Origin of the sequence: Streptomyces bluensis, from assembly GCF_014650715.1 — a bacterium.
In the GTDB taxonomy this organism is placed as follows: Bacteria; Actinomycetota; Actinomycetes; order Streptomycetales; family Streptomycetaceae; genus Streptomyces; species Streptomyces bluensis.
This window is the reverse complement of record NZ_BMVM01000005.1, coordinates 222,113-243,370: the sequence shown is the minus strand read 5'-3', so window position 1 is coordinate 243,370 and position 21,258 is coordinate 222,113. Positions and strand designations below refer to the sequence as shown.

Here is a 21,258-nt window from a genome sequence, read left to right as displayed (position 1 = left end):
CTCAGTTCTCCTTCTCGGTGGAGTGCCCGGGGAACAGCTGGGCCTCCGGGTCGATGACGGTGGCGGCGTTGTTGACCGCGGTGGCGACCTCGCCGAAGCCGACGGAGATGAGGCGCACCTTGCCCGGGTAGTCGGTGATGTCGCCCGCGGCGTAGACGCGGGGGATGTTGGTGGCCATCCGGGTGTCGACGGCGATACGGCGTGCCCGCAGCGTCAGGCCCCAGTGCTGGAGCGGGCCGAGGTCGGCCTTGAAGCCGAGGGCCGCGACGACGGTCTGTGCGGGCAGCAGGCGGGTGGTCCGGTCGAGCCGGTGCCGGATCTCCACGTGTTCCAGGTGCGAGGTGCCGTGCAGGGCGCTCACCTCGGAGTCGGCGAGGATCTCGATGCCGAGGTCGCGCGCCTTCTCCACGGTGGCGCGGTGGGCGCGGAACCGGTCGGTGCGGTGCACGAGCGTGACGGACCGGGCCACGGGGGCGAGGGTCACCGCCCAGTCGAAGGCGCTGTCGCCGCCGCCGACGATCACCACGTCCCGGTCGGTGTGGTCGGCGGGCTGCGCCACGAAGTAGATCTGGCCGCGGCCGAGGAAGGCCTCGCCCGCCGGCAGCGGCCGGGGGGTGAACGTGCCCACTCCCCCAGTGATCACCACGGCCCCGGCGTGGACCTCGGTCCCCTGGTCGCTGCGGACGACGGGCCGGCCGTCCGCGTCGTGGGACAGTTCGGCCGCACGCTCGCCGAGGAGGTAGACCGGCCCGTACGGTTCGGCCTGCGCGACCAGGTTGTCCACCAGGTCACGGCCGCGCACCGAGGGGAGCCCGGCGATGTCGAAGATGGGTTTCTCGGGGTACATCGCGCTGATCTGGCCGCCGCACTGGGGCAGTACGTCCATGACCGCGACCCGAAGCCCGCGGAAACCCGCGTAGTAGGTGCCGTAGAGGCCCGCGGGCCCGGCGCCGATGATCAGGACGTCGGTCTCGATCCGGCGCGACGACTCGTCCTCGGTCACCGGCATGTCGGAAAGAACGCTCATGCTCCGGAGGCTAGGGAGGGCTCCGGTACCGCCCAATGAGTTCGTTCCGGTGAGCAGGACGCTCCGCTTATGCCCGGCGGGCCGGCACTGGGAGGGTCGGCGGTCCAGCACCCCCCGCTCACCATTCCCCGCCCTGGGAGGATGCAGATGCACACAAACGACAGGTCCCGCCTCAGGACAAGGGGCCTCGGGACCAGGAGTCTCGCTCTGACCGCCGCCTGCGCGGCGCTGGTCCTCACCACGGCCTGTACGGCGGGCAGCACGGATTCGACGGGTGTGTCGTCCGCGGGGCAGCCGACCGTCCGGCTCGCCCTCGGGGTGGACGCCTCCTACGCGCCCTTCTACCTCGCCGTGGAGCGCGGCATGTTCAAGAAGGCGGGCGTCAATGTCGAACTCGTGAAGACCGAGGGCGGTCCCGCGGCCTCTCAGGCGGTCACCGCGGGCACGGCGCAGATCGCGGCCAACGCCGACTCCACAGCGCTGCCACTGATGGTCGCCAACCCCGGACTGCGGGCCCTGGGCATCTTCCAGTCCTCCGACCGCTACCTCAAGGTCGTCCTGCGCGACGGCATCGACTCTCCGCAGCAGATCAGGACGATGGCGTCGATCGGCGGCCTCGGCCTCTACGCGACGCACCAGTACCTGAAACACAACGGCATCGACCCGAAGTCCGTGAAGATCCTGGAGAGTTCACCGCCCGAGATCCCGGGCATGCTGGAGCAGGGCTCGATCGACGCCTACGTCCTCTTCGAGCCGTGGGCGGCCCGGGGTGACGCGGCGGGCGGCCACATCGCGGGGCGCATCGGTGACTTCGGGGTGAAGTACGTGCAGTGGCTGCTGGCCGACCAGAGCTGGCTGAAGGACAACGAAGACGTCGCGGGCAAGGTCTTCAAGGTGGTCGCCGAGGCGGACAAGCTCGTCACCGACGATCCCGCCGCCGCGGCGAAGGCCTCCGAACAGCAGGTCAAACTGCCCGCGGACCAGACGGCGAAGGTGCTGCCGGAGATCACCTTCGCCGCCCGCGGCATCGACGACACGGATGTCACCGAGTCCGAGAAGATCGCCGGCTTCCTGGTCGAGCAGAAGCTGATCAAGAAGTCGCCGGAGCTGGGGACGACCCTGCTGAGGGGCTGGTACGAGCAGCACGCCAGGTGAGTCCGACGTGCCCGGTGACGCAGGGGACGCCGTCGTCCTTGTGGACGGCGACGTCCAGCGTCACCCGGGCGCCCCCGTCGCAGGGCTCGACCGTGCGCACCGTCGCGGACCAGGTGAGCCGCTCACCGGCCACGGCGGTGGCCCGGTTGCGCCAGCTCACCGACTCCAGGGCGGCGCCGGGTCCGGCCCACTCCAGCGCGTACCGGCTGAGGGTCTCGCCGTGCAGCGTGGACTGCACCACCACGTCCGGGAAGCCCTCCAGGGCCGCGTACCCGGCGTCGTAGTGGATGCGGTGGGAGTTCCAGGACACGGCGCTGAACCGGAAGAGCTGCACCCTGCTGTGGGAGTAGGTGCGCGGCGTGCAGGGCTGCCCTGCGACGGGGACGGTCGCCGTCATACGCCGGCCCCCTTCGGCTCCTTGACCGTGTCGTCCGGGACACCGTCCAGGACGACGATCGTCTCGTCCACCGCCATCAGTTCGGCTCCGTCCTGCGAGGTGAATCGGGTGGTGACGCCGAGCAACACGAACTCACCCGACCGGCCGTGCCGGTGGTCGGCCGAGACGAGCGACCGGGCCGCGGTGACCCGCATCCCCGAGACCGGGGACCGGCCCAGCCGGACCGACTGGCCTCCGTGCACCTGCCGTACCGGCAGGCCGTCCGTGCAGGGCGAGTCGCGCGCGGCCAGCCCGTCCGGGCTCAGCTCGTCCTCAGCCGGGCCGTCCTCCCAGCTCAGCGTCCCGGCGAGGAACAGGGCGGGAGCGACGACGGGTTCCCGGGCCGCCTCCTGTGCACGGGCCGTGCGGATGTAGTCGAGGTCGCCCAGGGCCGCTGCGTAGCGGCAGAAGTCCTTCACGGCGAGGACGCCGCAGTCCTCGCTCTCCCACTGCCCGATCAGTTTCCGGGCCCGGGTGAGCACCGCCTGAAGGACCGCGCTCACCGCAGTGACCGGCTGATCCCGAGGGCGGCGGCGCGCAGCGCGCCGGCGTGCCCGGTGGGATCCATGCGATAGGTGGGCGCCGTGATGGAGAGCGCGCCGACGAGTGTGGACCGGCTGCCGAAGACCGGCACGGCCATGCTCGTGTACCCGAGGCGGATCTCCTCGGCCTCGGTCGCGATGCCCTCCGCCCGGATCCGTTCCAGCTGGGCCCGCAGCCGGCCCGGTGAGGTGACCGTGTGCCGGGTGAACGGCTTCAGACCGTTCCTGACCACGTCGACGAAGAGCGTGCTCGGGGAGAAGGCGAGGATCGCCTTGCCGGTGGCCGTGCAGTACAGCGGCAGCCGGCCCGCCACCCGGGACTCCTCGTTCAGCCCTCGGTGGGGGAAGATCTTCTCCAGGTACACCACGTCCAGGCTGTCGTGGATGGCGAAGTGGATGGTCTCCTGGGTGGCGAGCAGAAGGTCCTCCATGTACGGCTGGGCCACCTCACGCAGGATGCGCTGCCGGTGGACCCGCTGGCCCATCTCGAACAGCCGCAGCCCGAGCCGGTAGTCACAGCCCGACCGCTCCAGCAGCCCCCACACCACGAGTTCCTGCGCGAGCCGGTGCACGGTGGCCTTGGCGACGCCCGTGCGGCGCACCAGCTCGGCGAGGGAGAGAGCGTCGTCCTCGGGAGTGAACGCCTCCAGAATGGGTCTGACCTTGCCGAGGACCGAGTTCATCGGTGACACGATGCAGGGGACGGAGTCGTCGGGTGGGTCGGGTACGAGGGGTGGAACGTCGGCGCGGCCAACCGAGGTGACGCTCATGTGAAGAACCTCCCGATCAATCCGTTGCCTTCCTCAGAACGCGGTCTGTGGCTGAATCTGGCCCTCCACGGAACCATGCATGGCTCGATCAGGCCATGCGTCGTGCTGTTAATTCGGAGTGACAGGGGTGACCGGGGTGACCGGGCCACTGCCCGGCCCCCGGCTACCGTGCCTCGGCGAGGAACGCCAGGCTCAGCGGGTTGTACAGGTCGGCCTTCTCGTGCTGCGGCCAGTGCCCGCACTCGTTGAAGACCTCCAGGCGGGCGCCGGGAATGGCGGCGGCGATGGCCTCCGCCTCCGGGACGTCGCCGAGCGGGTTCTTGTTGCCCCAGACCACCAGCGTCGGCGCCTTGATCCGCGCCATCCGGTCCGGCCGGAGCAGATTGCGCTCACGCGCCTCCGGTTCCTGGAGGGCCAGCAGGTTGTGCAGGTTGGCCTGGAAGTCGGGGTGGTGGTAGATGCCGTAGCGGACCTGCGTCAGCTCCTCGCCGAGGTCCTCGTCCCACTGAGCCCACAGCAGCTTGAGCCGCTCGCGGGTGAAGGACACGTCGTCCTCCAGCGCGGCGGCCCGCGTCGAGTTCTTCAGCCGTTCCATCACCTTCGGGTTGATCTTCGTGCCGCCCATGCACAGCAGTTGGAGGGAGGCGACGCGGTCCGGGTACTCGCTCGCGGCCCAGGACGAGACCCAGCCGCCCAGCGACTCGCCGACCAGGTGGACGCGCTCGGCGCCGACGGCGTCCAGATAGGACATCAGGTGCTCGACGTACGCGGGGATCTCACCGGGGCGGTCCGGCTTGCCGGTGTAGCCGTGGCCCAGCATGTCGATGGCGTGGCAGCGGTAGCGCTCGGCATGCGCCGGGATGTTCCGTACGAAGGCCTCCAGATGGCCGGTCGTACCGTGCAGGAACACCACGTGCTCGCCGTCCTCGGGTCCGGCCTGCAGGGCACGGGTCCGGAAGCCGCCGGTCTCCACGTAGGCGTGCCGGTAGTCGACGCCGATCAGTTCGGTCCAGATACTCATGGCTGCCTTTCACTTCCGGTGTGCGTCTGTGCGTCTGTGCGTCTGTGCGGGGTTCAGCGAGGTTCAGCGGGGTTCAGGACGGCGACGCCCATCCCGGTGAGCCACTCGGGCATCGGCTCGTAGGCGAGGCGCCGGCCGGGCACGTGGTCGAGCAGGGCCGCCATGAGCAGCCACGTGCGTACTTCCTGTGCGCCGTTGCCCGCCGTCTTCTCCAGCTCCTCGGTGGTGAACCGGGTGATGCGGTGGGTCTCGCCCTTCTCGACGAGGGAGAGGAACTCGTCGTCGAAGCCGGGGTTGAGCGCGGCCTCGGCGGCGCGGATGATCTCGCGGCGGCGGGCGTCGTAGTCCTGCCAGTTGTCCCGGCCGTTGAGCCAGGCGCCGACCATGAACTCCTCGTCGTCGCCGTGCGGATCGCGCCAGTCCGGCCAGGGCAGCCGGTGCGAGAGCCCTCCGGAGCCGATCACCGCGACACGGCGTTCTCCGGGGAACGCCAGGACCGCCTCCCGGATCGCACGGCCCAGTTCCTCGCAGCGTTCGAGGGTGGGCAGCGGAGGGGCGAACACGTTGACGACGAGGGGGACGATCTCCACGTCGAGGCCGTCGAGGAGGTACTGGATGGCGTGCGACTGGCCGTGGTCGATCTGCAGCCTGGCCGAGTACGCGGGATCGAAGCGGCCGCCCTCCACGAGGGCGCCCGCGATATGCCGGGCGAGCGGCACGTCCACGGGCTGCGGTCCCTTCGGGGTGCCGGACTCCCCGCTGGCGACGCACTCACCGACGCCGAGGGTGAAGGCGGGGATGAGGTCCAGCCAGAAGCCGCGGAAGTGGTTGGAGCCGACGAGGATCACGGTGTCGGGGCGGGCCGCGGCGAGCTCGTCGCGCGCCTCCTTCAGCGCGTCGCGGAAACGCTCGGCGCGGTCCTTGTGGAGGGTCTCCTCCCAGTGGGTGTTCATCAGCGTGCTGTGCGAGGCACCCACGCCCAGGACGATCTCGGTCGACGTCATGACGTCTCTCCCTCCACCTCGGCGCGCGTGCGGGTGACGGTGTCGACGGCCGTGCGGATCAGATGGCGCGTCAGCCGCTCCATGGCCCGTACGGAGACGGTGTTCATCCCGCGGGCGAAGTCGATCTGGAACGGTGCCTCCGCGTCGGCGACCTTCGGCATCCCGACCCGGACGGTGGGGATGCCACGGCCGCGCAGGATGTTGGCGTCGGTGGCACCGCTGTTGCCGCGGATCACCTCGTGCCCGCGCCCTTCGAAGGCCTCCCAGCCCGCTGTCGCGCTGCGGCAGACCCAGCTGTGCGGGTCGGTGCGCGTCCCGGGAATGGCCAGCACCATCCGGGCGGTGACGTCGAGGCCTGGCACCTTGGCGCGCAGGGCGTCCAGCGCGGCCGAGAACTCCCGCCTGGCCTGCATCGGTGTGGTGTCGGGCGCGATGCGCAGGTCCACCATCAGGGTGCAGACGGCCGGGGTGACGGCCGCCATGCGGGGCCAGCCGCCGTGTACGGAGGAGACGATGCCCTGGGGTGCGACCGTGCCGCCGGTGTGCCGGTCGGCGTACTCGACGAACCACTCCTCCAGGTGCCGGGCCACCTCTCCGGCACGGGCGATGGCGTTGTTGTAAGGGAGCCGGTGCCGCGAGCCGACGTAGGTGTGGGTGCCGTGGACGGTGATCTCGAACCAGACGAGGCCGACCTCGTCGTGGGAGACCGTCCAGCCGGGTTTGGCGATCACCGCGTAGTCGGTCCACACGCCCTGCTCCAGCAGGAACGAACAGCCCACGCCCTGGCCGGTGTTGTACCGGGTGCCGCCCGGCCGGGCGTTGGTGGGCATGCCGCCCGCGCCGAACGCGGCGACGAGATCGCCGGTGAGCGGGATGCCCGCGAGGGCGATGGCCTCGGCGGCCATCATCACGCACGCCGCGTGGCCCTTGGGGTTGGAGGCGCCGAGTCCGGTGACCAGGTCGTCGTAGACGGTGGCCCGCGGCCGCATGTCGTCCCGCAGTTCCGGCCCGATCCACGGGAGGTCCTCGTTCTCCTCGCCCACGGTCAGGGTGTCGATGGGCGCGTAGAGCATGAGGTCGGGGCCGGTTCCGTCGCCGTCGAGCCGGGCCCAGGCGTTGGCCTGCCGGTCGTCGAGCGGCTGCACGGTGGCGGAGCATCCGGAGGCGGCGAGCGTGCCGGCGATATGGGCCGCGAGGGGGCCTTCGTCGCCGGTCGGGCTCGGGATGTCGACGAGCCCGATGATCAGCTCTCGCAGCCGGTCGCCGGTGACGTGCCGCCATGCCTCCTCGGCCCAGGCCCTCCGCCGGTCGTCGAGGCCTGTCAGACCGGACGCCGTGTGGTCGTTCACTGGTTGATCCTGTGGACCTGGGTCATCGTCGTACGCTCGAAGCGCTTCTTGGCCAGGGGGAGCGCTACGGCGATGGCGGCCCCGGCCAGCAGGGTGAGCAGTGTGCGGCCCATGGTCAGCCCTTCTTCGCGTTGCCGGCGTTGGCGGAATCGGTGGAAGCGGTGGAAATCTTGGAATCGGCGGAATCGGTGGAAGGAGCGGGTCGGGCCCCGGCCGCGGCCAGCTTCTTCGCGTACTCCTCCTCGCTGAGGTTCCGCCAGGCGGTCAGCGAGAGGTCGGGGCGGTAGAGCTTCTCCGGAGGGGCGTCGGTGACGTCGACCATCCAGGCGTCCTGGCCGGAGAACTGCCCGTGGAACAGCCAGCGGATGGCACCCAGGTACTTGGCGTAGAACCTGAGCGTCTCCCAGCCCTCGGTGAAGTTGACCATCACACCGACGTAACGGTGGTTGTCGGCGTCGACCGGGACGTAGAACTCGTAGTGGATGAACTTGGGGTAGGCGATGCGCAGCACGCCCGGCATCGCCAGGGAGGCGAAGCCGGGGAACTCCTGGGCCTCGATCGTCGGGGCGACCTTGTCCGCCTTGCCCGTGTTGCCGAGGTTGAAGGTCTCCTTGGGCGGCTGCAGTTTCCACCAGCGCTTGTTGGACCAGCGGCCCACGCCGGGGAACTCGGCCTCCCAGTGGACCTCGTCCTGGACCCGGAAGATCCAGCGTCCCCGGGGGACGATCCGGGTGATGTTCCACGTCGGCATCGGCTTGAACAGCCGCCACAGCGCGGTGCGGTGCAGATACTTGGCGTGCCCCTCGTCGAAACCGTTCTCGCAGGCGAACCGCCAGTTGCCACCGCGGGGTTCGATCCGGCCCCCCATGACGAAGCCGTGGGAGACGAGTTCCTCGGGGAGTTGTTCGTCGATCGGGTGGGGGTCCTCGTCGGCGACGGGGATGTACACCCACACCATGCCGAGGCGCTCCTCGACGGCGTACGTCTTCACCCCGACCTTGCCGGTGAGCCGACATCCGGGGCCGTCGGTGATGACCGCGCACAGCTTTCCGGTGGGCAGGTCGAACGTCCAGCCGTGGTAGGGGCAGCTGACCGTGCCGGGGAACTGCTGGTTGCCCTCGGAGAGCGGCACCCCGCGGTGCGGGCAGCGGTTGTGCAGCGCGTACGCCTTGCCGCCGTCCCGGATCAGGGTGATCTTCTCACCGCAGATCGTGAACGGGAGGGGTTTGCCGGTGATGTGGCTGGACCAGGTGACCGGGTACCAGTAGCCGCGGAAGCCGGCCGCCGCACCGTCGTAGTGGGGCCACGACGACCAGTCCTGCCGGCCGGGCTGCCCGGCCGGTCTGCGGCCGGTGCGGCCGGTGCTCGTGGAGGCGGGCGAGCCCTCACTCGTCGTCATGGTGCGTGACCTCCTGCTGCCGTCGGAACATGCCCCGAGCATCGGGGGACGCATCCGATCCGCCTACGGACCCGTTCCGCTGAGCAGACCGCACCGGATCTGCGGTTCGGCCCTGACTGCCGGGGTCCCCGCGCAAGCCCACCCGGGTGACACACCCCGCTACCCGGCCGATGAACGGCCCGCCGTGCGGCCGGTCCCGTGTCCATCCCGTTCAGCGGACCGCGATCCGTGCCAGTCGCCGTCACCCGGGTCTACGGTTCGCGCCAACCCAGCCAGCCCACGGGCCGCACCCCGTATGACCGGCCGAAACCGGCGGTCTCCCGTCAACCCACCGAGGTATCCATGGAGACACGGGTCACCAGGAGACACCCCCTCGCGGGTGTCGTCGCCCTCCTCGCTCTCATCGCCGCGACAGCAGTGACCGCGTGCCGCGCGGCCACCACCGACTCCGCGGCAGGTTCCGGCAAGAACACGGCGTCCGGCCCCACGGTCCGGATCGCCGTCGGTATCGACCCCTCGTTCGCGCCCTTCTTCCTCGCCGACGCCAGGGGTCTGTGGGCCGAGCACGGGGTGAACGTCCAGCTCGTCCAGTTCGGGCGGGGCGGCGAGGGCGTCGACGCCCTCGCCGCCGGTCAGGTGCAGTTGGCCGGCAACTCCGACACCACCACCATCGGCATGCTCCAGCAGCACACCGGCCTGCGGTCGTTGCTCGTCTACGAGGAGTCCGGCCGCTATCTCAAGGTGGTCCTCGGCCCCAAGGTCAAGGACCCGGCGGAGATCAGGAAGATGGCCGTCGTACCGGGGCTGTCGGAGCTCGCGGCGACCCGGTTCCTCCAGTCCAAGGGCATCGATGAGAAGTCGGTCGACTTCGTCACCGCGGATCCGCCGGAGATCCCGGCGCTCTTGCAGAAGGGCGACGTCGACGCCTACGTTCTCTGGGAGCCTTGGCCCGCCAAGGGTGCCGAACTGGGCGGACGGGTCCTGGAGACCACCGGCGACTACGGCCTGTCGTACGCCCACTGGCTCATCACCGACGACAAGTGGCTGAGCGGCAACAAGGGCACGGCGGTCAAGGTCGCGCAGGCCCTGCGGGAAGCGGCGAAGGCCACCGAGACCGACCCGGACGCGGCGGCGGCCGCCACGCAGAAGGCCGCGAAGGTCCCCACCACCCAGACCGTGCAAGCCATCGAGGACATCGACTTCGGCGTCCGCGACATCACCGCCGCCGACCTCAGGGGTTACACCGCGACCGCCCGGTTCTACGTGGACACCGGGAAGGTCGCGTCCCAGGCGGATGTGACCGGGGCGGTGCTGCCCGGATGGTTCACCCAGCAGACGAAGGGATCCTGATGACCAAGGCCATCGAGGCCGACCGGCCGCCGTCCGGTCCGGCGCGTGAGAACGACGCCCACGGTGCTGCCGTCGCCGTCGACGGGGTGGACATCCGGTTCGGATCCTTCCACGCCGTGCGCGACATCTCGCTGGACATCGCCGCGGGTGAATTCCTCTGTCTGCTCGGCCCGAGCGGCTGCGGCAAGTCCACCCTGCTGTCGGCGCTCGCCGGGTTCGTGCACCCGCACTCGGGCACCCTCACCGTCGACGGGGCGCCCGTCACGGGTCCCGACCCCGAACTCGGCATGGTGTTCCAGAGCAGCGAGGCCCTCTTCGACTGGCTCACCGTCCGCCAGAACGTGGCGTTCGGCCCCCGGATGCGCGGCAGGTCCCGCACCGAGCAGCACCAGCTGGCCGACGAGTACCTCGCCCTGGTCGGACTGCGGCACTGCGCCGACCGGTTCCCGGGCCAGCTCTCCGGCGGAATGCGCCAGCGCGTGCAGATCGCCCGCGTGCTGGCGAACGAACCGCGCGTGGTGCTGATGGACGAGCCGTTCGGCGCGCTCGACGCGCAGACCCGGCAGGTGATGCAGGAGGAGATGGCCCGCATCTGGCAGACCTCGGGCTGCACCGTCGTCTTCGTCACCCATGACATCGACGAGGCGATCCTGCTGGCCGACCGCGTCGCCGTCATGACCGCCGGCCCGGCCGCCTCGGTCAAGTCCGTCTACCCGGTGGACCTTCCCCGGCCGCGCGACGAGTCCGACCCCGCCGCCCTCGAACTGCGGCACGCGCTGCGGGACGACATCGGCGAAGAGGTCCGCAAGGCCCTGCTGGCGCAGGGGCTCGACCAGGAGGAGCAGCGATGACGGTCGTCACGGCGAAGCCCACCGCCGAACCACGCATCGACCGGCGCCCCGTGCACGGCGCCGTACGGGGACTGCGCACGGCCGGCCTGTCCGTGGTGTCCGTCCTCGTCGGCGTCGGGATCTGGCAGCTGCTGGCGATGTCGTACGGCGCCTCCCTGGTCGCCTCCCCGCAGGCGACCCTGTCCGCCGCCGTCGATCTCGCACGCGACGGCACGCTCACCAACTCGATCATCGCCTCCAGTCGCCGCATCCTGATCGGCTGGGGTCTCGGGCTGCTGGTGGGTGTGCCGGTCGGGCTGCTCATCGGGCAGATCCCGCTGGTACGCCGGCTTCTCGACCCGTACATCGAGTTCTTCCGCTTCATCCCGCCGGTCGCCTTCGTGACGCTGGCCGTGGTGTGGCTCGGCATCGGCGAGTCGTCCAAGGTCGTGCTGATCTTCTACACGGCGGTCTTCATCGTCACGCTGAACACCAGCGCCGGGGTGATGGCGGTGAACGAGTCGAAGCTGCGGGCCGCCGCCAGCCTGGGCGCGGGACGCCGGCAGATCCTCCAGCAGGTCGTGCTGCCGTCGACCGTGCCGTACATCGTCACGGGGGCGCGGCTCGCCATGGGCAACAGCTTCCTGACCATCGTGTCCGCCGAGATCGTTGCCGCCCAGGTCGGTCTCGGTTCGCTGATCTGGACCTCGCGCAACTACGGGCGCATCGACTGGGTCTTCGTCGGCATCATCACCCTGGGCATTCTCGGGTTCGTCTTCGACCGCGTGCTGCGCATCGTGGCCTCGCGGGTGCTGCGACGTTATGGAGTCAAACTATGAGCAGTGGTGTGCAGGGGCGGACGTCCCGTGCGCTGGTCCTTGAGCGGTTCGGCACGCTTCCCCGGCTGGTGGAGCGTCCCGTGCCGGTACGGGAGCCCGGCCAGACCCTCGTACGGGTGCGGGCGGCGCAGGTGGCGCATCTCGATCTGAACGTCGTGGACGGGAAGTTCGGCATCCTCCCGGATCTGCCCTCGGTGCCGGGCACGTCGGCGTGCGGGGTGGTCCTGGCCTCGGACACCCACGCCGAGGGCAGTCTGGTGAGGATCAACGGCAAGGGGCTGGGGCTGCGCCGGGACGGCGGCTGGGCCGAGCACGCCGTGGTGCCCGACGCCGCCGTACTCCCCGTGCCCGAGGGCACCGATCCCGCGCTGGCGTGCAGTTATTTCTCCCCCACAGGTACCGCGTGGCTGGCGGTGCACTCGGTGGCGGGGGTGCGGCCCGGGGAGCGGGTCCTGGTGACCGGCGCTTCGGGTGCGGTCGGCGCGCTGGCCGTGCAGGTCGCCGCGCGCGCCGGGGCCGAGGTGATCGGAGTGGTGGGCCGCCCGGCCAAGCTGAGCCATGTCCCGGCGCCGGCGAAGCCGGTCCTGGCGGCGGAGTTGTCGCCGGACGCGGTGGGCGGGCCGGTGGACGCGATCGTCGACACCGTCGGCGGACCGGTGCTGCGCGACGCCCTCGCGCTGGTCCGTCCGCGCGGGCGCGCGGCACTGGTCGGCTACACCGCCGGGCGCGAGTTCAGCGTGGACCTCGCCGACTTCCTGCTCGCGGACGTGGCGCTGTTGCCCGTCAATCTGATGTCCCGCGGCAAGGAGGTCGCCGCGGACACCGAGCGGCTGCTCACCGAACTGGCCTCGGGAGAGCTGACGTTGCCGATCGAGCGGCACGGGATCGAAGGGCTGGGGCAGGCGGTGGACCGGCTGCGGAGCGGGGAGGCGGTCGGGAGGGTGGTGCTGGACCTGGACGGAGGCCGCTCAGTGGACTGAGACCCCTCGGTGGACTGAGACCCCTCCGTGGACTGAGGCCGCTCAGAGCAGGACGACGACGGCGTGGCCCCGGCAGCAGACGCTTCCGGGGCCTTCGCCGTCCGCGGGCCCGCAGTGCTCCACGAGGTCGAGCGTGACCTCGCCGCGCACCGGGTCGACCGCGCGCACGGTGCCGGTGACTTCGAGCCGGTCTCCCGCGTGGGCGGGTGCCCGGTTCTGCCAGGCGACCTCCCGCACCCGCCCGGTCCCGCCGGCGAAGCCCGCCGCGGCCCGGTGGAAGAGACAGCCGTGCAGCTGCGCCATGACGACCGGTCCGGCCAGGCCCTCGGAGCGGGCGAAGGCGGTGTCGTAGTGGATGCGGTGGGTGTTGCGGGTGACGGCGCCGAAGCGCAGCAGGGTGACCTCGTCGGGGGTGAACGCGACGGGTGGTACCGGCTGACCGACGCGGACGGATTCCACGGACGTACTGGACGTACTGGGGTTACTGGGGTTACCGGGCGTACTCACCTGACGATGAACCTCTCCGAGACCTCGACGAGCACTCCGCGCGCCGCGCGGTACGTCTTCTCCACCGTGAGCAGCAGGAACCCGTCCCCGGAACCCTTGCGCTCGACCGCCGTGAGGGCCCGGAGCACGTCGACCGCGTCTCCGGCCCGTACCTCGTCCTTCCAGCGCACCTCCTGGCCGCCCGCCATCAGCCGCACATCGAGCCCGTCCGTGCCGGGGACCTCGTCGCGGTACATGCCGTCCGGCCGGACCTCGTCCGGGCCGGGGCCTGGAGCCGGGCGCAGCAGACTGACGAGGTACATGGGGTGCACGGTGAACCGGGAGTGCCCGGGGTCGGTCAGGTGCGGCTGGGTCTCTCCCGAGGTCCGCGCGAACTCCGCGGCGTCCTCGGCCCGTACGACCCCCAGGGGGCGCCGTTCCTGCCGGCCGATCGAGGCCCGGGCCCGTTCCTCCGCCAGATCCAGCTCCGCCGCCATGCGCCGCCTCCGTCCTCGGGTGACGCGACGCTAACCGCCGCTGTCCGTCCGTCACCACGGGTCCGGCCCGCTCAGCGGACCGCTGCGCTTGGATGCGGCCGTGCCGCCGGACACGATGCGGAGCATGGACCTCATGGACATTCAGCCGCCTCCGCAGGGCGCCTACGCGGACGCGGACGGCGTCGACTTCCACTACATCGAGCTGGGCGAGGGAAGCCCCACCGTCTTTCTGCACGGCGGCGGCCCGGGATGTACGGGCTGGTCGGACTTCGGGCAGGTGGCGCCGCTGTTCGCGGCGGACCGCCGGTGCCTCCTCGTCGACATCCTGCAGTACGGGAAGTCCGCGAAGCCCGTCATCAAGGGGCCCATGTGGGACTACCACGCCGCGAAGACGGTGGCGTTGCTCGACACTCTGGGCGTGGAGCGTGCCGACTTCGTCTGCAACTCGTGGGGCGGGACGATCGCGCTCAACCTGGCCGCCAGGTATCCCGAGCGTGTCCGGTCGCTGGTCGTCACCGGCAGCATGCCGGTCTTCCACGGCCCGCTGGCCCCGCTGCCGGAGGGCGGCCGGCGCGGACGCAACGCCCGCGACGTGTACTACGGCGGTGACGGCCCGTCCCGGGAGAAGATGAGGGCCCTGATGGCGCGTCTGGAGTGGTTCGACCCGGACGCCGTCCCCGAGGGCACCGTGACGCTGCGCTACGAGCAGAGCCTCGACCCGGAGGAGACCGCGCTCGCGGGCGCCTCGGACAACCCGCGCGGCGACTGGCAGGACCTCTCCGCCGAACTCGGCCGCATCGAGGCCCCCGCGCTCTTCCTGTGGGGGATGTACGACGCCTTCCTGACCCCGGACTATCCCCTGATGCTGGCCCGCATGGTGCCGCGGGGCAGTCTGCATGTGATGGATCAGGCATCCCACCATCCCCAGGAAGAGCGTCCGTACGATTACTACAGCGTGGTCAGCGGGTTCCTGAACCAGCACCACGGCTGACGGCGAGCGGAGGACACGTGAGCGCATCGATCCCCCGCGTCGTCGAGCTGTCCAGCCCGTTCGCCCGGTTCGCGGGCAGGCTGCTGGTCGGGCTCGGTCACGAGGTCGTCCTCGTCGAACCCCCTCAGGGCGACGGGACGCGGCGTGAACTCGGCGGTGACGCCTTCGCCCACTGGCACGCCGGGAAGCGCTCGGTGACGCTGGACCCGTCCACCACTGAGGGCGCCGCCGGGCTGCGGGGCCTGCTGGCGGGCGCCGACGTCCTGCTCGACGGAACGCCGGACGGCGCGGGCCCGGCCGCCGAGGGCCTCGATCATCTGGTCCATGTGCGCGTCACCCCGTTCGGGCTGGTCGGTCCGCGCAGCGGTTGGCAGGGGACCGACCTGGTCGTGGCGGCGCTGGGCGGGATGCTCGCGCAGGTGGGCGATCCCGACGGGCCGCCGCTGCGGCTGCCGGAGAACCAGGCGGAGCAGCTCGCGGGCGTCAACGCGGCGATCGCCGTCCTGCTCGGCCTGCGGGCGCGGCGCCGGGGGCCGGGTCAGCTCATCGACGTCTCCGCGCAGGCATGTGTCGCGGCGGCCCTGGAGGCGGGTGCCCTCGCCTATCTGCACGAGGACCGGGTACCGCCGCGGCCGGGGCGCGTGCACCCCTTGGTCCCGCACGGGCTGTTCCGGGCCGCGGACGGTTACCTGGGCGGTGGGCTCGGGGGCAGCCCCCGCATGTGGGACGCGCTGCTCGCCTGGCTGCGCGAGGAGGGCGCGGACGCCGATCTCGCGGAGCCCAGGTGGCAGGACCCCGTCGAGCGCAAGAAACACCAGGAGTACGTCTTCAAGGTCGTCCAGGACTTCGTCGGCACCTGGCCGAAGGAGGAGTTCGCCCAGGCGGCGCAGACCAGGAAACTGCCCTGGGCGGCCGTGGACCTGCCGCACGAGCTGCCGGACAACCCTCAATTGTCCGCGCGGGACTTCTTCGTCCGGGTCGGGGGCCGGACGGACGTGGGCTTCCCGTTCGCGTTCCCCGAGGGTCGCCGGGTCACCTCGCTCGGCGTACCCCGCCTCGGCGACGATCAGGCGCTCCTCGGCGAGCAACGCCCGGTGCGGCAGGTCGAGGAAGCCTACGAGGACGCCCGGCCCGCCCTGGACGGCGTACGCGTCCTCGACCTGACCTGGGTCCTCGCGGGCCCGTACTGCACGAAGGTCCTGGCCGACCACGGAGCGGACGTCATCAAGGTGGAGTCCCTCGGACGCCCCGACCCCACCCGGTTCGCCCCCTTCATGCACCTGTCGCGGGGCGACCACACGGACCCGGACACCAACGGCTACTTCAACGAGGTCAACCGCAACAAGCGCAGTATCGCCCTCGACACACGGACCGAGGAGGGCGTCGCCGTGCTCCGGGACCTCATCGCCAACTGCGACGTCGTCGTGGAGAACTTCAGCGCCACGGTCATGACCCGGCTCGGCCTCGGCTACGACGCGCTGCGCGAGATCAACCCGGGCATCGTGTACGTGAGCATGTCGGGCATGGGCCACACCGGCCCGCGGGCCGGCTGGGTGTCGTACGCCGACACCGTCTCGGCCAGTTCGGGACTGACCGGGCTGACCGGCTGGGGGCCGGACGACGTGGTGGGCGTGATCTACGGCCACGGTGACATCGTCGCGGGTCTCCAGGCGGCGCTGGCGACGGTCGCCGCGCTGGAGCACCGGGCGGAGACCGGGCGTGGCCAGCACATCGACCTGTCCCAACTGGAGGCGATCGCCGCGCACATGGGGACGAGCCTGCTCACGTCGTCCGCGACCCCGATCGGCAACGCGCACCCGGTGTGGAGCCCTCAGGGGGTGTACCGCTGTCTCGGCACGGACCGCTGGCTGGCCGTCAGTGTCCGCTCGGACGAGGAGTGGGCGGCGCTGTGCGACATCTTGGGGCGCCCCGAACTCGCCGCCGACGCCCGGCTGTCGACGGCGGAGGGCCGCAGGCGTGAGAGCGCCCTGGTCGACGGTGTGCTCGGCGAGTGGGCCCGCGGTCTGTCCGCCGATCTGGCGGCGGAGCTGCTGCAAAAGCGGGGTATCCCGGCCGGGGCGGTGCAGGATGGCCGTGAACTCGTCGAACACGACCCGCAGTTGAGGGCACGAGGCTTCTACGTCCGTGCCGAGCACCCGGCCGCGGGCGCCTTTCTGCACGAGGGCGTGCCCATCCGTCTCACCCGTACGCCCGGCGGCATCCGGCGGGCCGCGCCCGTGCTGGGCGCCGACACCGACGAAGTGCTGCTCGACGTGGCGGGCATCTCTGCGGAGCGGCTCCGGCGGCTGCACGAGGAGGGTGTCCTGCGGTGACTGACTCGACGGCGTACGGCACGGCCACACCCGGCGCGCGGGTGCGCGACATGACCGTGCCGGGGCTCGTCGAGTCGGCGGCCGAGAGGTTCGGTGACCGGATCTTCCTGCGCGTGGGAGACGTGACGCGCACGTACGTGGAGACCCGCGAGGCCGCGGCCACCATGGCGGGCGCGCTCGCCGCCCGGGGCTGCCGGCCGGGCGACCGGATCGCGGCACTGCTGTCCAACCGGATCGAACTCGTCGACCTGGTCCTCGGCTGTGCATGGCTGGGCGTGGTCGTGGTGCCGTTGAACACCGGGTTGCGCGGCCGGTCGCTGCGCCAGGCGCTGGACGCGGCCCGGCCCCGGTTCCTGTACGCCGAGGCGGAGTCGGTGGCGCACGCCGCGGCGGCCGGGCATCGCGGCGCCGTCTGGCCGGTGGGCGGCGAGGACGTCCCCCGGCCGGGCGTGGCCGAGGCGGTCCCGCCCGCTCCGGTGCGTCCGGAGGACACCGCCGCCCTGCTCTTCACCTCGGGCACCACGGGGAGTTCGCGCGGTGTCCGCTGCCCGCAGGCCCAGTTCGTGTGGTGGGGCCGCAATGTCTCGGACGCGCTGCGGCTCACGTCCGACGACGTCCTGTTCACCTGTCTCCCGTTGTTCCACACCAACGCCCTCAACACCCTGGCGCACGCCATGACGGTGGGCGCGAGCTGCGTCGTCGGCGGGCGCTTCTCCGCCTCGCGTTACTGGTCGCAGGTGGCTCAGGCCCGTGCCACGGCCGTCTATCTGCTCGGTGCGATGGTGCCGATGCTGCTCGCGCAGCCACCGGGTCCTCAGGACCGGGCGCACCGGGCGTGGCGCGGTCTCTCCCCGGCCACCCCGGGCCCCCTGTGGCAGCCTTTCCTCGACCGCTTCGGCGTCACCCTCGTCGACGGGTTCGGCTCGACGGAGACGAACCTCGTGATCGGCGCCACCCCCGACGCGTACCGGCCCGGCCACATGGGCACGGTACGCGAGGGCTTCTCCGCACGGGTGGTCGACGACACGCTCAGCCCCGTCGCGGACGGAACCCCGGGCGAGCTCCTCGTCCGCAGCCACCACCCGTACGCCTTCTCCACCGGCTACCTGGGGGATCCGGAGCCGTCGCCCGGCTCCTGGCGCCGTACCGGCGACCGTGTGGTCCGCGAACCCGACGGCTGGTTCCGCTTCGTCGACCGCGTCAAGGACGTCATCCGGCGCCGTGGGGAGAACATCTCGTCGTCCGAGGTGGAGTCGGTGGTCCGCTCCCATCCGGCGGTCGCCGGGGCGGCGGCCTTCCCCGTGAGCTCGGAGCTGGCCGAGGACGAGGTCATGGTCGCCGTGGTCGTCCGGCCGGGCAGTGTGCTGGACCCGGAGGACCTGGCCCGGCACTGTGCCCGTGAACTGCCCGCCTTCGCCGTGCCCCGCTTCGTGGAGACGGTTCCGGCGCTGCCGCTCACCGAGACCGGCAAGGTCCGCAAGGCCGTCCTGCGCGAGCGCGGCGTGACCTCCCGCACCTGGGACCGCGCCGCCGCCACCTCGGATACGGCGTCCCCTCGGAGCTGACCAAGCCAGGGCGGGCCGTCCGCTCACGCCGTGGAGAGACACTGCTCGGCCCAGACGATCTTTCCCGTGGGTGTCTGGCGGGTGCCCCAGCGGTCGGCGACCTGACCGACGAGCATCAGACCGCGGCCGCCTTCGTCGAAGGTGCGGGCCCGGCGCGGATGCGGCGCGGAGTTGCTGCCGTCGGACACCTCGCAGATCAGGCACTGGTCCTGGATCAGCCGCAGCCGGATGGGGGCCTCGGCGTGCCGGATGGCGTTGGTCACCAGCTCGCTGACGACGAGTTCCGTGGTGAACGTGAGGTCGTCCAGCCCCCAGCGGGCCAGCTGGTCGGACGTCACCTTCCGGGCGTCGGCGACGACGGAGGGCTCCCTGTCCAGGTCCCAGGTGGCGACCCGGTCGGTGTCCAGGGCGCGGGTACGGGCGATGAGCAGGGCGACGTCATCCGTGGGCAGGCCGGGGAGCAGCCGCTCCAGGACGGTGTCGCAGGTGTCCTCCAGGTCCCGATCCGGGTGGTGGGACAGAACGCGGCACAGCGTGTCGAGGTTGCCGGGCCTGGCGTTGATCAGGCCGTCGGTGAAGAGGGCGAGCAGGCTGCCTTCAGGCACTTCCAGCTCCGTGGCCTCGAAGGGCAGACCTCCGACACCGAGCCGGGGGCCGGTGGGGACGTCGAGGAGCTGCACCGTGCCGTCGCACCGGACGAGAGCGGGGACGGGACCGCCGGCCCGGGCGATGGTGCAGTGCCGGGTGACGGGGTCGTACACCGCGTACAGGCAGGTGGCGGCCATGTCACCGGCGCTCTCCTCGTCCTCCGGGGTCTCAAGGCCCTCGTCCCTGCTGTCGCCCGCCGCGCCGCTGCCCTCCGCGGCCAGGCGGATGACCAGATCGTCCAGCTGGGTGAGCAGCTCGTCGGGGGCGAGGTCGACGTCGGCGAGGGTGCGCACCGCGATCCGCAACCGCCCCATGGCCGCCGTCGCCCGGAGGCCGTGGCCGACGACGTCTCCGACGACGAGCGCGACCCGGGCGCCGGACAGCGGGATCACATCGAACCAGTCGCCGCCGAAGCCTGCCTGGGTGCTGCCGGGCAGATAGCGTGTGGCGACCTCCACGGCCGGCTGCTGCGGCAGCTGCCTCGGGAGCAGGCTGCGCTGCAGGCTCAGGGCGGTGGCGCGCTCGCGGGTGTAGCGGCGGGCGTTGTCGACGCAGACGGCGGCCCTGGCCACCATCTCGCCGGCCACGAGCAGGTCGTCCGGGACGAAGGGCTCCGGGCGCCGGCGGGCGAAGACCGCCACGCCGAGCGTGGTGCCGCGGGCCCGTAGCGGTATCGACATCACGGAGTGGAAGCCGTAGTCGCGTACCCGGGAGGCCCTGCCGGGGTGCGCCCCGGTCCACCGGTCGAAGTCGTCGTCTCCCTTCGCGCTCAGGACGGGCAGGCCGGAGCCCAGGGAGCGGGCAGGCGGCGAGTAGTCCGGGTAGATGTCCACCGCACCCAGCTTGACCGCGGCTTCGGGGGTGCCCTCGGTCACCGACCGGTGGGCGACCCTGCGCAGGGTGATGGTGCCCACCACCGGGCCCGGGAACGGGTCGCCGCCGTGCAGCACGGAGTCGAGGAGATCGACGCTGACGAAGTCGGCGAGCCACGGGACGGCCATGTCGGCGAGTTCGTCCGCGGTCCGCGCCACGTCCAGGGTGGCTCCGATCCGGGCGTTCGCCTCGTTGAGGACGGCCAGCCGCTGCCGCGCCTCGTGCTGACCGGTGATGTCGCATCCTGCCGTGAACACTCCGTGGACACGGCCGTCCGGATCCGTCACGGGTGACATGGTGACCGCCCACCAGGTCGCCTTCCCGCTCCCGTCCTCCGCTGCCGGGCCGGCGATCTCGTAGCGCATCTCCTGGCCCGTCCGGGCCACCGAGCGCATCGTCTCGATCAGACGCTGGGCGGACGCGGGGGTGGCGGGTGCTCCCCGCTCCCGGGTGTCCCCGCACAGGTCCTCCACGGCGCGCCCGAGCACCTGGTGCTCGTCGACGCCGAGCAGGCGGCAGGTGGCGGTGTTCATCCGCAGGATCCGCCCGTCGACGTCGTAGACCGCCATGGTGAGCGGGGACCGTGCGAAAGCCCACTCCAGGAGTTGTGCGTCGTCGTACGCGCCGGGGGTCGGCGGCGGCGCCGGGGGCGGGGAGTGGACGAGGAACCACTGGGACTGTCCGTCGGCGGCCGGTGCCGACCATGCCCGCAGGTCCGCCTCCAGACGGTGACCGTCGTGGTGCCGCAGCGCCACCCGGCCGCTCCAGCCCTCGGACGCGACAGCGCGCCGCAGGGCCGCCGGGGTGGGTTCCGCGGCCAGCAGGAGGGACGCGGGGCGGCCGAGCACCTCGGAGGGCGCGTAGCCGAGCAGGTGCCGGGCGCCCGGGCTCCACGCGGTGACCAGGCCGTGTGCGTCGACGGCGGCCACGGCGTCCGGCGGCTGTACGGGGCTCCTCTTTCCGTCCCCGTCCACCGGTCGCGGAGGGTCACTGCTCGAACGCATCATCATTCACCTCGCCGCGGAGCACCGGCGACTGTCGTCCTCGGAGTTCCTCGGACCCGATGGATCACCCGCCGGAGCCCCGTCTTCCAGCCTATTGCTCCGGTGCGGGGCACGAGAGGTGCGGCACCGCGTCGTGTGACCCCGGCGTCCCTCGCCGGT

19 protein-coding genes are annotated in these 21,258 nt (G+C 71.6%); 8 read left to right on the top strand and 11 right to left on the bottom strand.

All coding sequences use genetic code 11. The annotated features are described in order from the left end of the window. Nucleotide 1 precedes the first annotated feature (1 nt). The gene (locus IE262_RS16055) at nucleotides 2-1,027 is read right to left on the bottom strand and encodes an NAD(P)/FAD-dependent oxidoreductase (RefSeq protein ID WP_189874338.1); all 1,026 of its coding nucleotides are present in this window, start codon (nucleotides 1,025-1,027) and stop codon (nucleotides 2-4) included. A 147-nt stretch (nucleotides 1,028-1,174) separates the two neighbouring features. Here IE262_RS16055 and IE262_RS16050 point away from each other — a divergent pair, with 147 nt between their 5' ends. Then, complete coding sequence (locus tag IE262_RS16050) at nucleotides 1,175-2,182, top strand: ABC transporter substrate-binding protein (RefSeq protein WP_189874336.1); 1,008 nt, start codon at nucleotides 1,175-1,177, stop codon at nucleotides 2,180-2,182. On the opposite strand, the gene IE262_RS16045 is transcribed toward IE262_RS16050, so the two are convergent. The 7 genes from IE262_RS16045 to IE262_RS16015 form a co-directional block, all read right to left on the bottom strand. Continuing rightward, on the bottom strand, nucleotides 2,118-2,579 hold the full coding sequence (locus IE262_RS16045; protein WP_134037291.1) for a hotdog family protein: 462 nt from the start codon (nucleotides 2,577-2,579) through the stop codon (nucleotides 2,118-2,120). The two genes, IE262_RS16050 and IE262_RS16045, sit on opposite strands and share 65 nt — an antisense overlap. After that, a complete protein-coding gene (locus IE262_RS16040) occupies nucleotides 2,576-3,121 on the bottom strand; it encodes an FAS1-like dehydratase domain-containing protein (protein ID WP_189874334.1) in 546 nt (181 codons plus the stop codon). Before IE262_RS16040 ends, IE262_RS16045 begins: the two co-directional genes overlap by 4 nt. Next, nucleotides 3,118-3,843, bottom strand: coding sequence for an IclR family transcriptional regulator (locus IE262_RS16035; protein WP_189874332.1), 726 nt, complete (start codon nucleotides 3,841-3,843; stop codon nucleotides 3,118-3,120). Before IE262_RS16035 ends, IE262_RS16040 begins: the two co-directional genes overlap by 4 nt. Before the next feature lie 250 nt (nucleotides 3,844-4,093). Next, the gene (locus IE262_RS16030) at nucleotides 4,094-4,951 is read right to left on the bottom strand and encodes an alpha/beta fold hydrolase (RefSeq protein ID WP_134037285.1); all 858 of its coding nucleotides are present in this window, start codon (nucleotides 4,949-4,951) and stop codon (nucleotides 4,094-4,096) included. Nucleotides 4,952-5,004: 53 nt separating this feature from the next. Further along, nucleotides 5,005-5,955, bottom strand: coding sequence for a DODA-type extradiol aromatic ring-opening family dioxygenase (locus IE262_RS16025; protein WP_134037282.1), 951 nt, complete (start codon nucleotides 5,953-5,955; stop codon nucleotides 5,005-5,007). Next, a complete protein-coding gene (locus IE262_RS16020; RefSeq protein WP_189874330.1) occupies nucleotides 5,952-7,304 on the bottom strand; it encodes a M20 family metallopeptidase in 1,353 nt (450 codons plus the stop codon). The genes IE262_RS16025 and IE262_RS16020 overlap by 4 nt, the downstream gene beginning before the upstream one ends. Before the next feature lie 115 nt (nucleotides 7,305-7,419). Next, complete coding sequence (locus IE262_RS16015) at nucleotides 7,420-8,703, bottom strand: aromatic ring-hydroxylating oxygenase subunit alpha (protein ID WP_229877284.1); 1,284 nt, start codon at nucleotides 8,701-8,703, stop codon at nucleotides 7,420-7,422. 342 nt (nucleotides 8,704-9,045) lie between these two features. Here IE262_RS16015 and IE262_RS16010 point away from each other — a divergent pair, with 342 nt between their 5' ends. Genes IE262_RS16010 through IE262_RS15995 form a run of 4 tightly spaced genes read left to right on the top strand, consistent with a single transcriptional unit; the run spans nucleotide 9,046 to nucleotide 12,702 of the window. Further along, a complete protein-coding gene (locus IE262_RS16010) occupies nucleotides 9,046-10,053 on the top strand; it encodes an ABC transporter substrate-binding protein (RefSeq protein ID WP_189874328.1) in 1,008 nt (335 codons plus the stop codon). Beyond that, nucleotides 10,053-10,904 carry an ABC transporter ATP-binding protein gene (locus IE262_RS16005; RefSeq protein ID WP_189874326.1) on the top strand — a complete coding sequence of 284 codons (852 nt, stop codon included), beginning with the start codon at nucleotides 10,053-10,055 and terminating at the stop codon, nucleotides 10,902-10,904. The genes IE262_RS16010 and IE262_RS16005 overlap by 1 nt, the downstream gene beginning before the upstream one ends. After that, nucleotides 10,901-11,722, top strand: a complete 822-nt coding sequence (locus IE262_RS16000) for an ABC transporter permease (protein ID WP_189874324.1) — start codon at nucleotides 10,901-10,903, stop codon at nucleotides 11,720-11,722. The genes IE262_RS16005 and IE262_RS16000 overlap by 4 nt, the downstream gene beginning before the upstream one ends. Beyond that, nucleotides 11,719-12,702, top strand: a complete 984-nt coding sequence (locus IE262_RS15995) for a quinone oxidoreductase family protein (protein WP_189874322.1) — start codon at nucleotides 11,719-11,721, stop codon at nucleotides 12,700-12,702. The genes IE262_RS16000 and IE262_RS15995 overlap by 4 nt, the downstream gene beginning before the upstream one ends. A gap of 42 nt (nucleotides 12,703-12,744) precedes the next feature. Here the strand turns inward: IE262_RS15995 and IE262_RS15990 are convergent, their stop codons facing one another. Both IE262_RS15990 and IE262_RS15985 read right to left on the bottom strand, forming a co-directional pair. Continuing rightward, nucleotides 12,745-13,161: a hotdog family protein gene (locus IE262_RS15990; protein WP_134037264.1), complete on the bottom strand. Its 417-nt coding sequence runs from the start codon at nucleotides 13,159-13,161 to the stop codon at nucleotides 12,745-12,747. Between the two features lie 44 nt (nucleotides 13,162-13,205). Continuing rightward, nucleotides 13,206-13,685, bottom strand: a complete 480-nt coding sequence (locus tag IE262_RS15985; RefSeq protein ID WP_134037261.1) for an FAS1-like dehydratase domain-containing protein — start codon at nucleotides 13,683-13,685, stop codon at nucleotides 13,206-13,208. Between the two features lie 124 nt (nucleotides 13,686-13,809). On the opposite strand from IE262_RS15985, the gene IE262_RS15980 reads away from it, so the two are divergent. Genes IE262_RS15980 through IE262_RS15970 form a run of 3 tightly spaced genes read left to right on the top strand, consistent with a single transcriptional unit; the run spans nucleotide 13,810 to nucleotide 18,574 of the window. Continuing rightward, complete coding sequence (locus IE262_RS15980) at nucleotides 13,810-14,676, top strand: alpha/beta fold hydrolase (RefSeq protein WP_134037258.1); 867 nt, start codon at nucleotides 13,810-13,812, stop codon at nucleotides 14,674-14,676. Between the two features lie 17 nt (nucleotides 14,677-14,693). Then, a complete protein-coding gene (locus tag IE262_RS15975) occupies nucleotides 14,694-17,009 on the top strand; it encodes a CaiB/BaiF CoA-transferase family protein (RefSeq protein ID WP_189874320.1) in 2,316 nt (771 codons plus the stop codon). A 50-nt stretch (nucleotides 17,010-17,059) separates the two neighbouring features. Next, the gene (locus IE262_RS15970; RefSeq protein ID WP_189874579.1) at nucleotides 17,060-18,574 is read left to right on the top strand and encodes an AMP-binding protein; all 1,515 of its coding nucleotides are present in this window, start codon (nucleotides 17,060-17,062) and stop codon (nucleotides 18,572-18,574) included. Between the two features lie 23 nt (nucleotides 18,575-18,597). Here the strand turns inward: IE262_RS15970 and IE262_RS15965 are convergent, their stop codons facing one another. Next, on the bottom strand, nucleotides 18,598-21,069 hold the full coding sequence (locus tag IE262_RS15965; protein WP_229877282.1) for a SpoIIE family protein phosphatase: 2,472 nt from the start codon (nucleotides 21,067-21,069) through the stop codon (nucleotides 18,598-18,600). Nucleotides 21,070-21,258 lie beyond the last annotated feature (189 nt).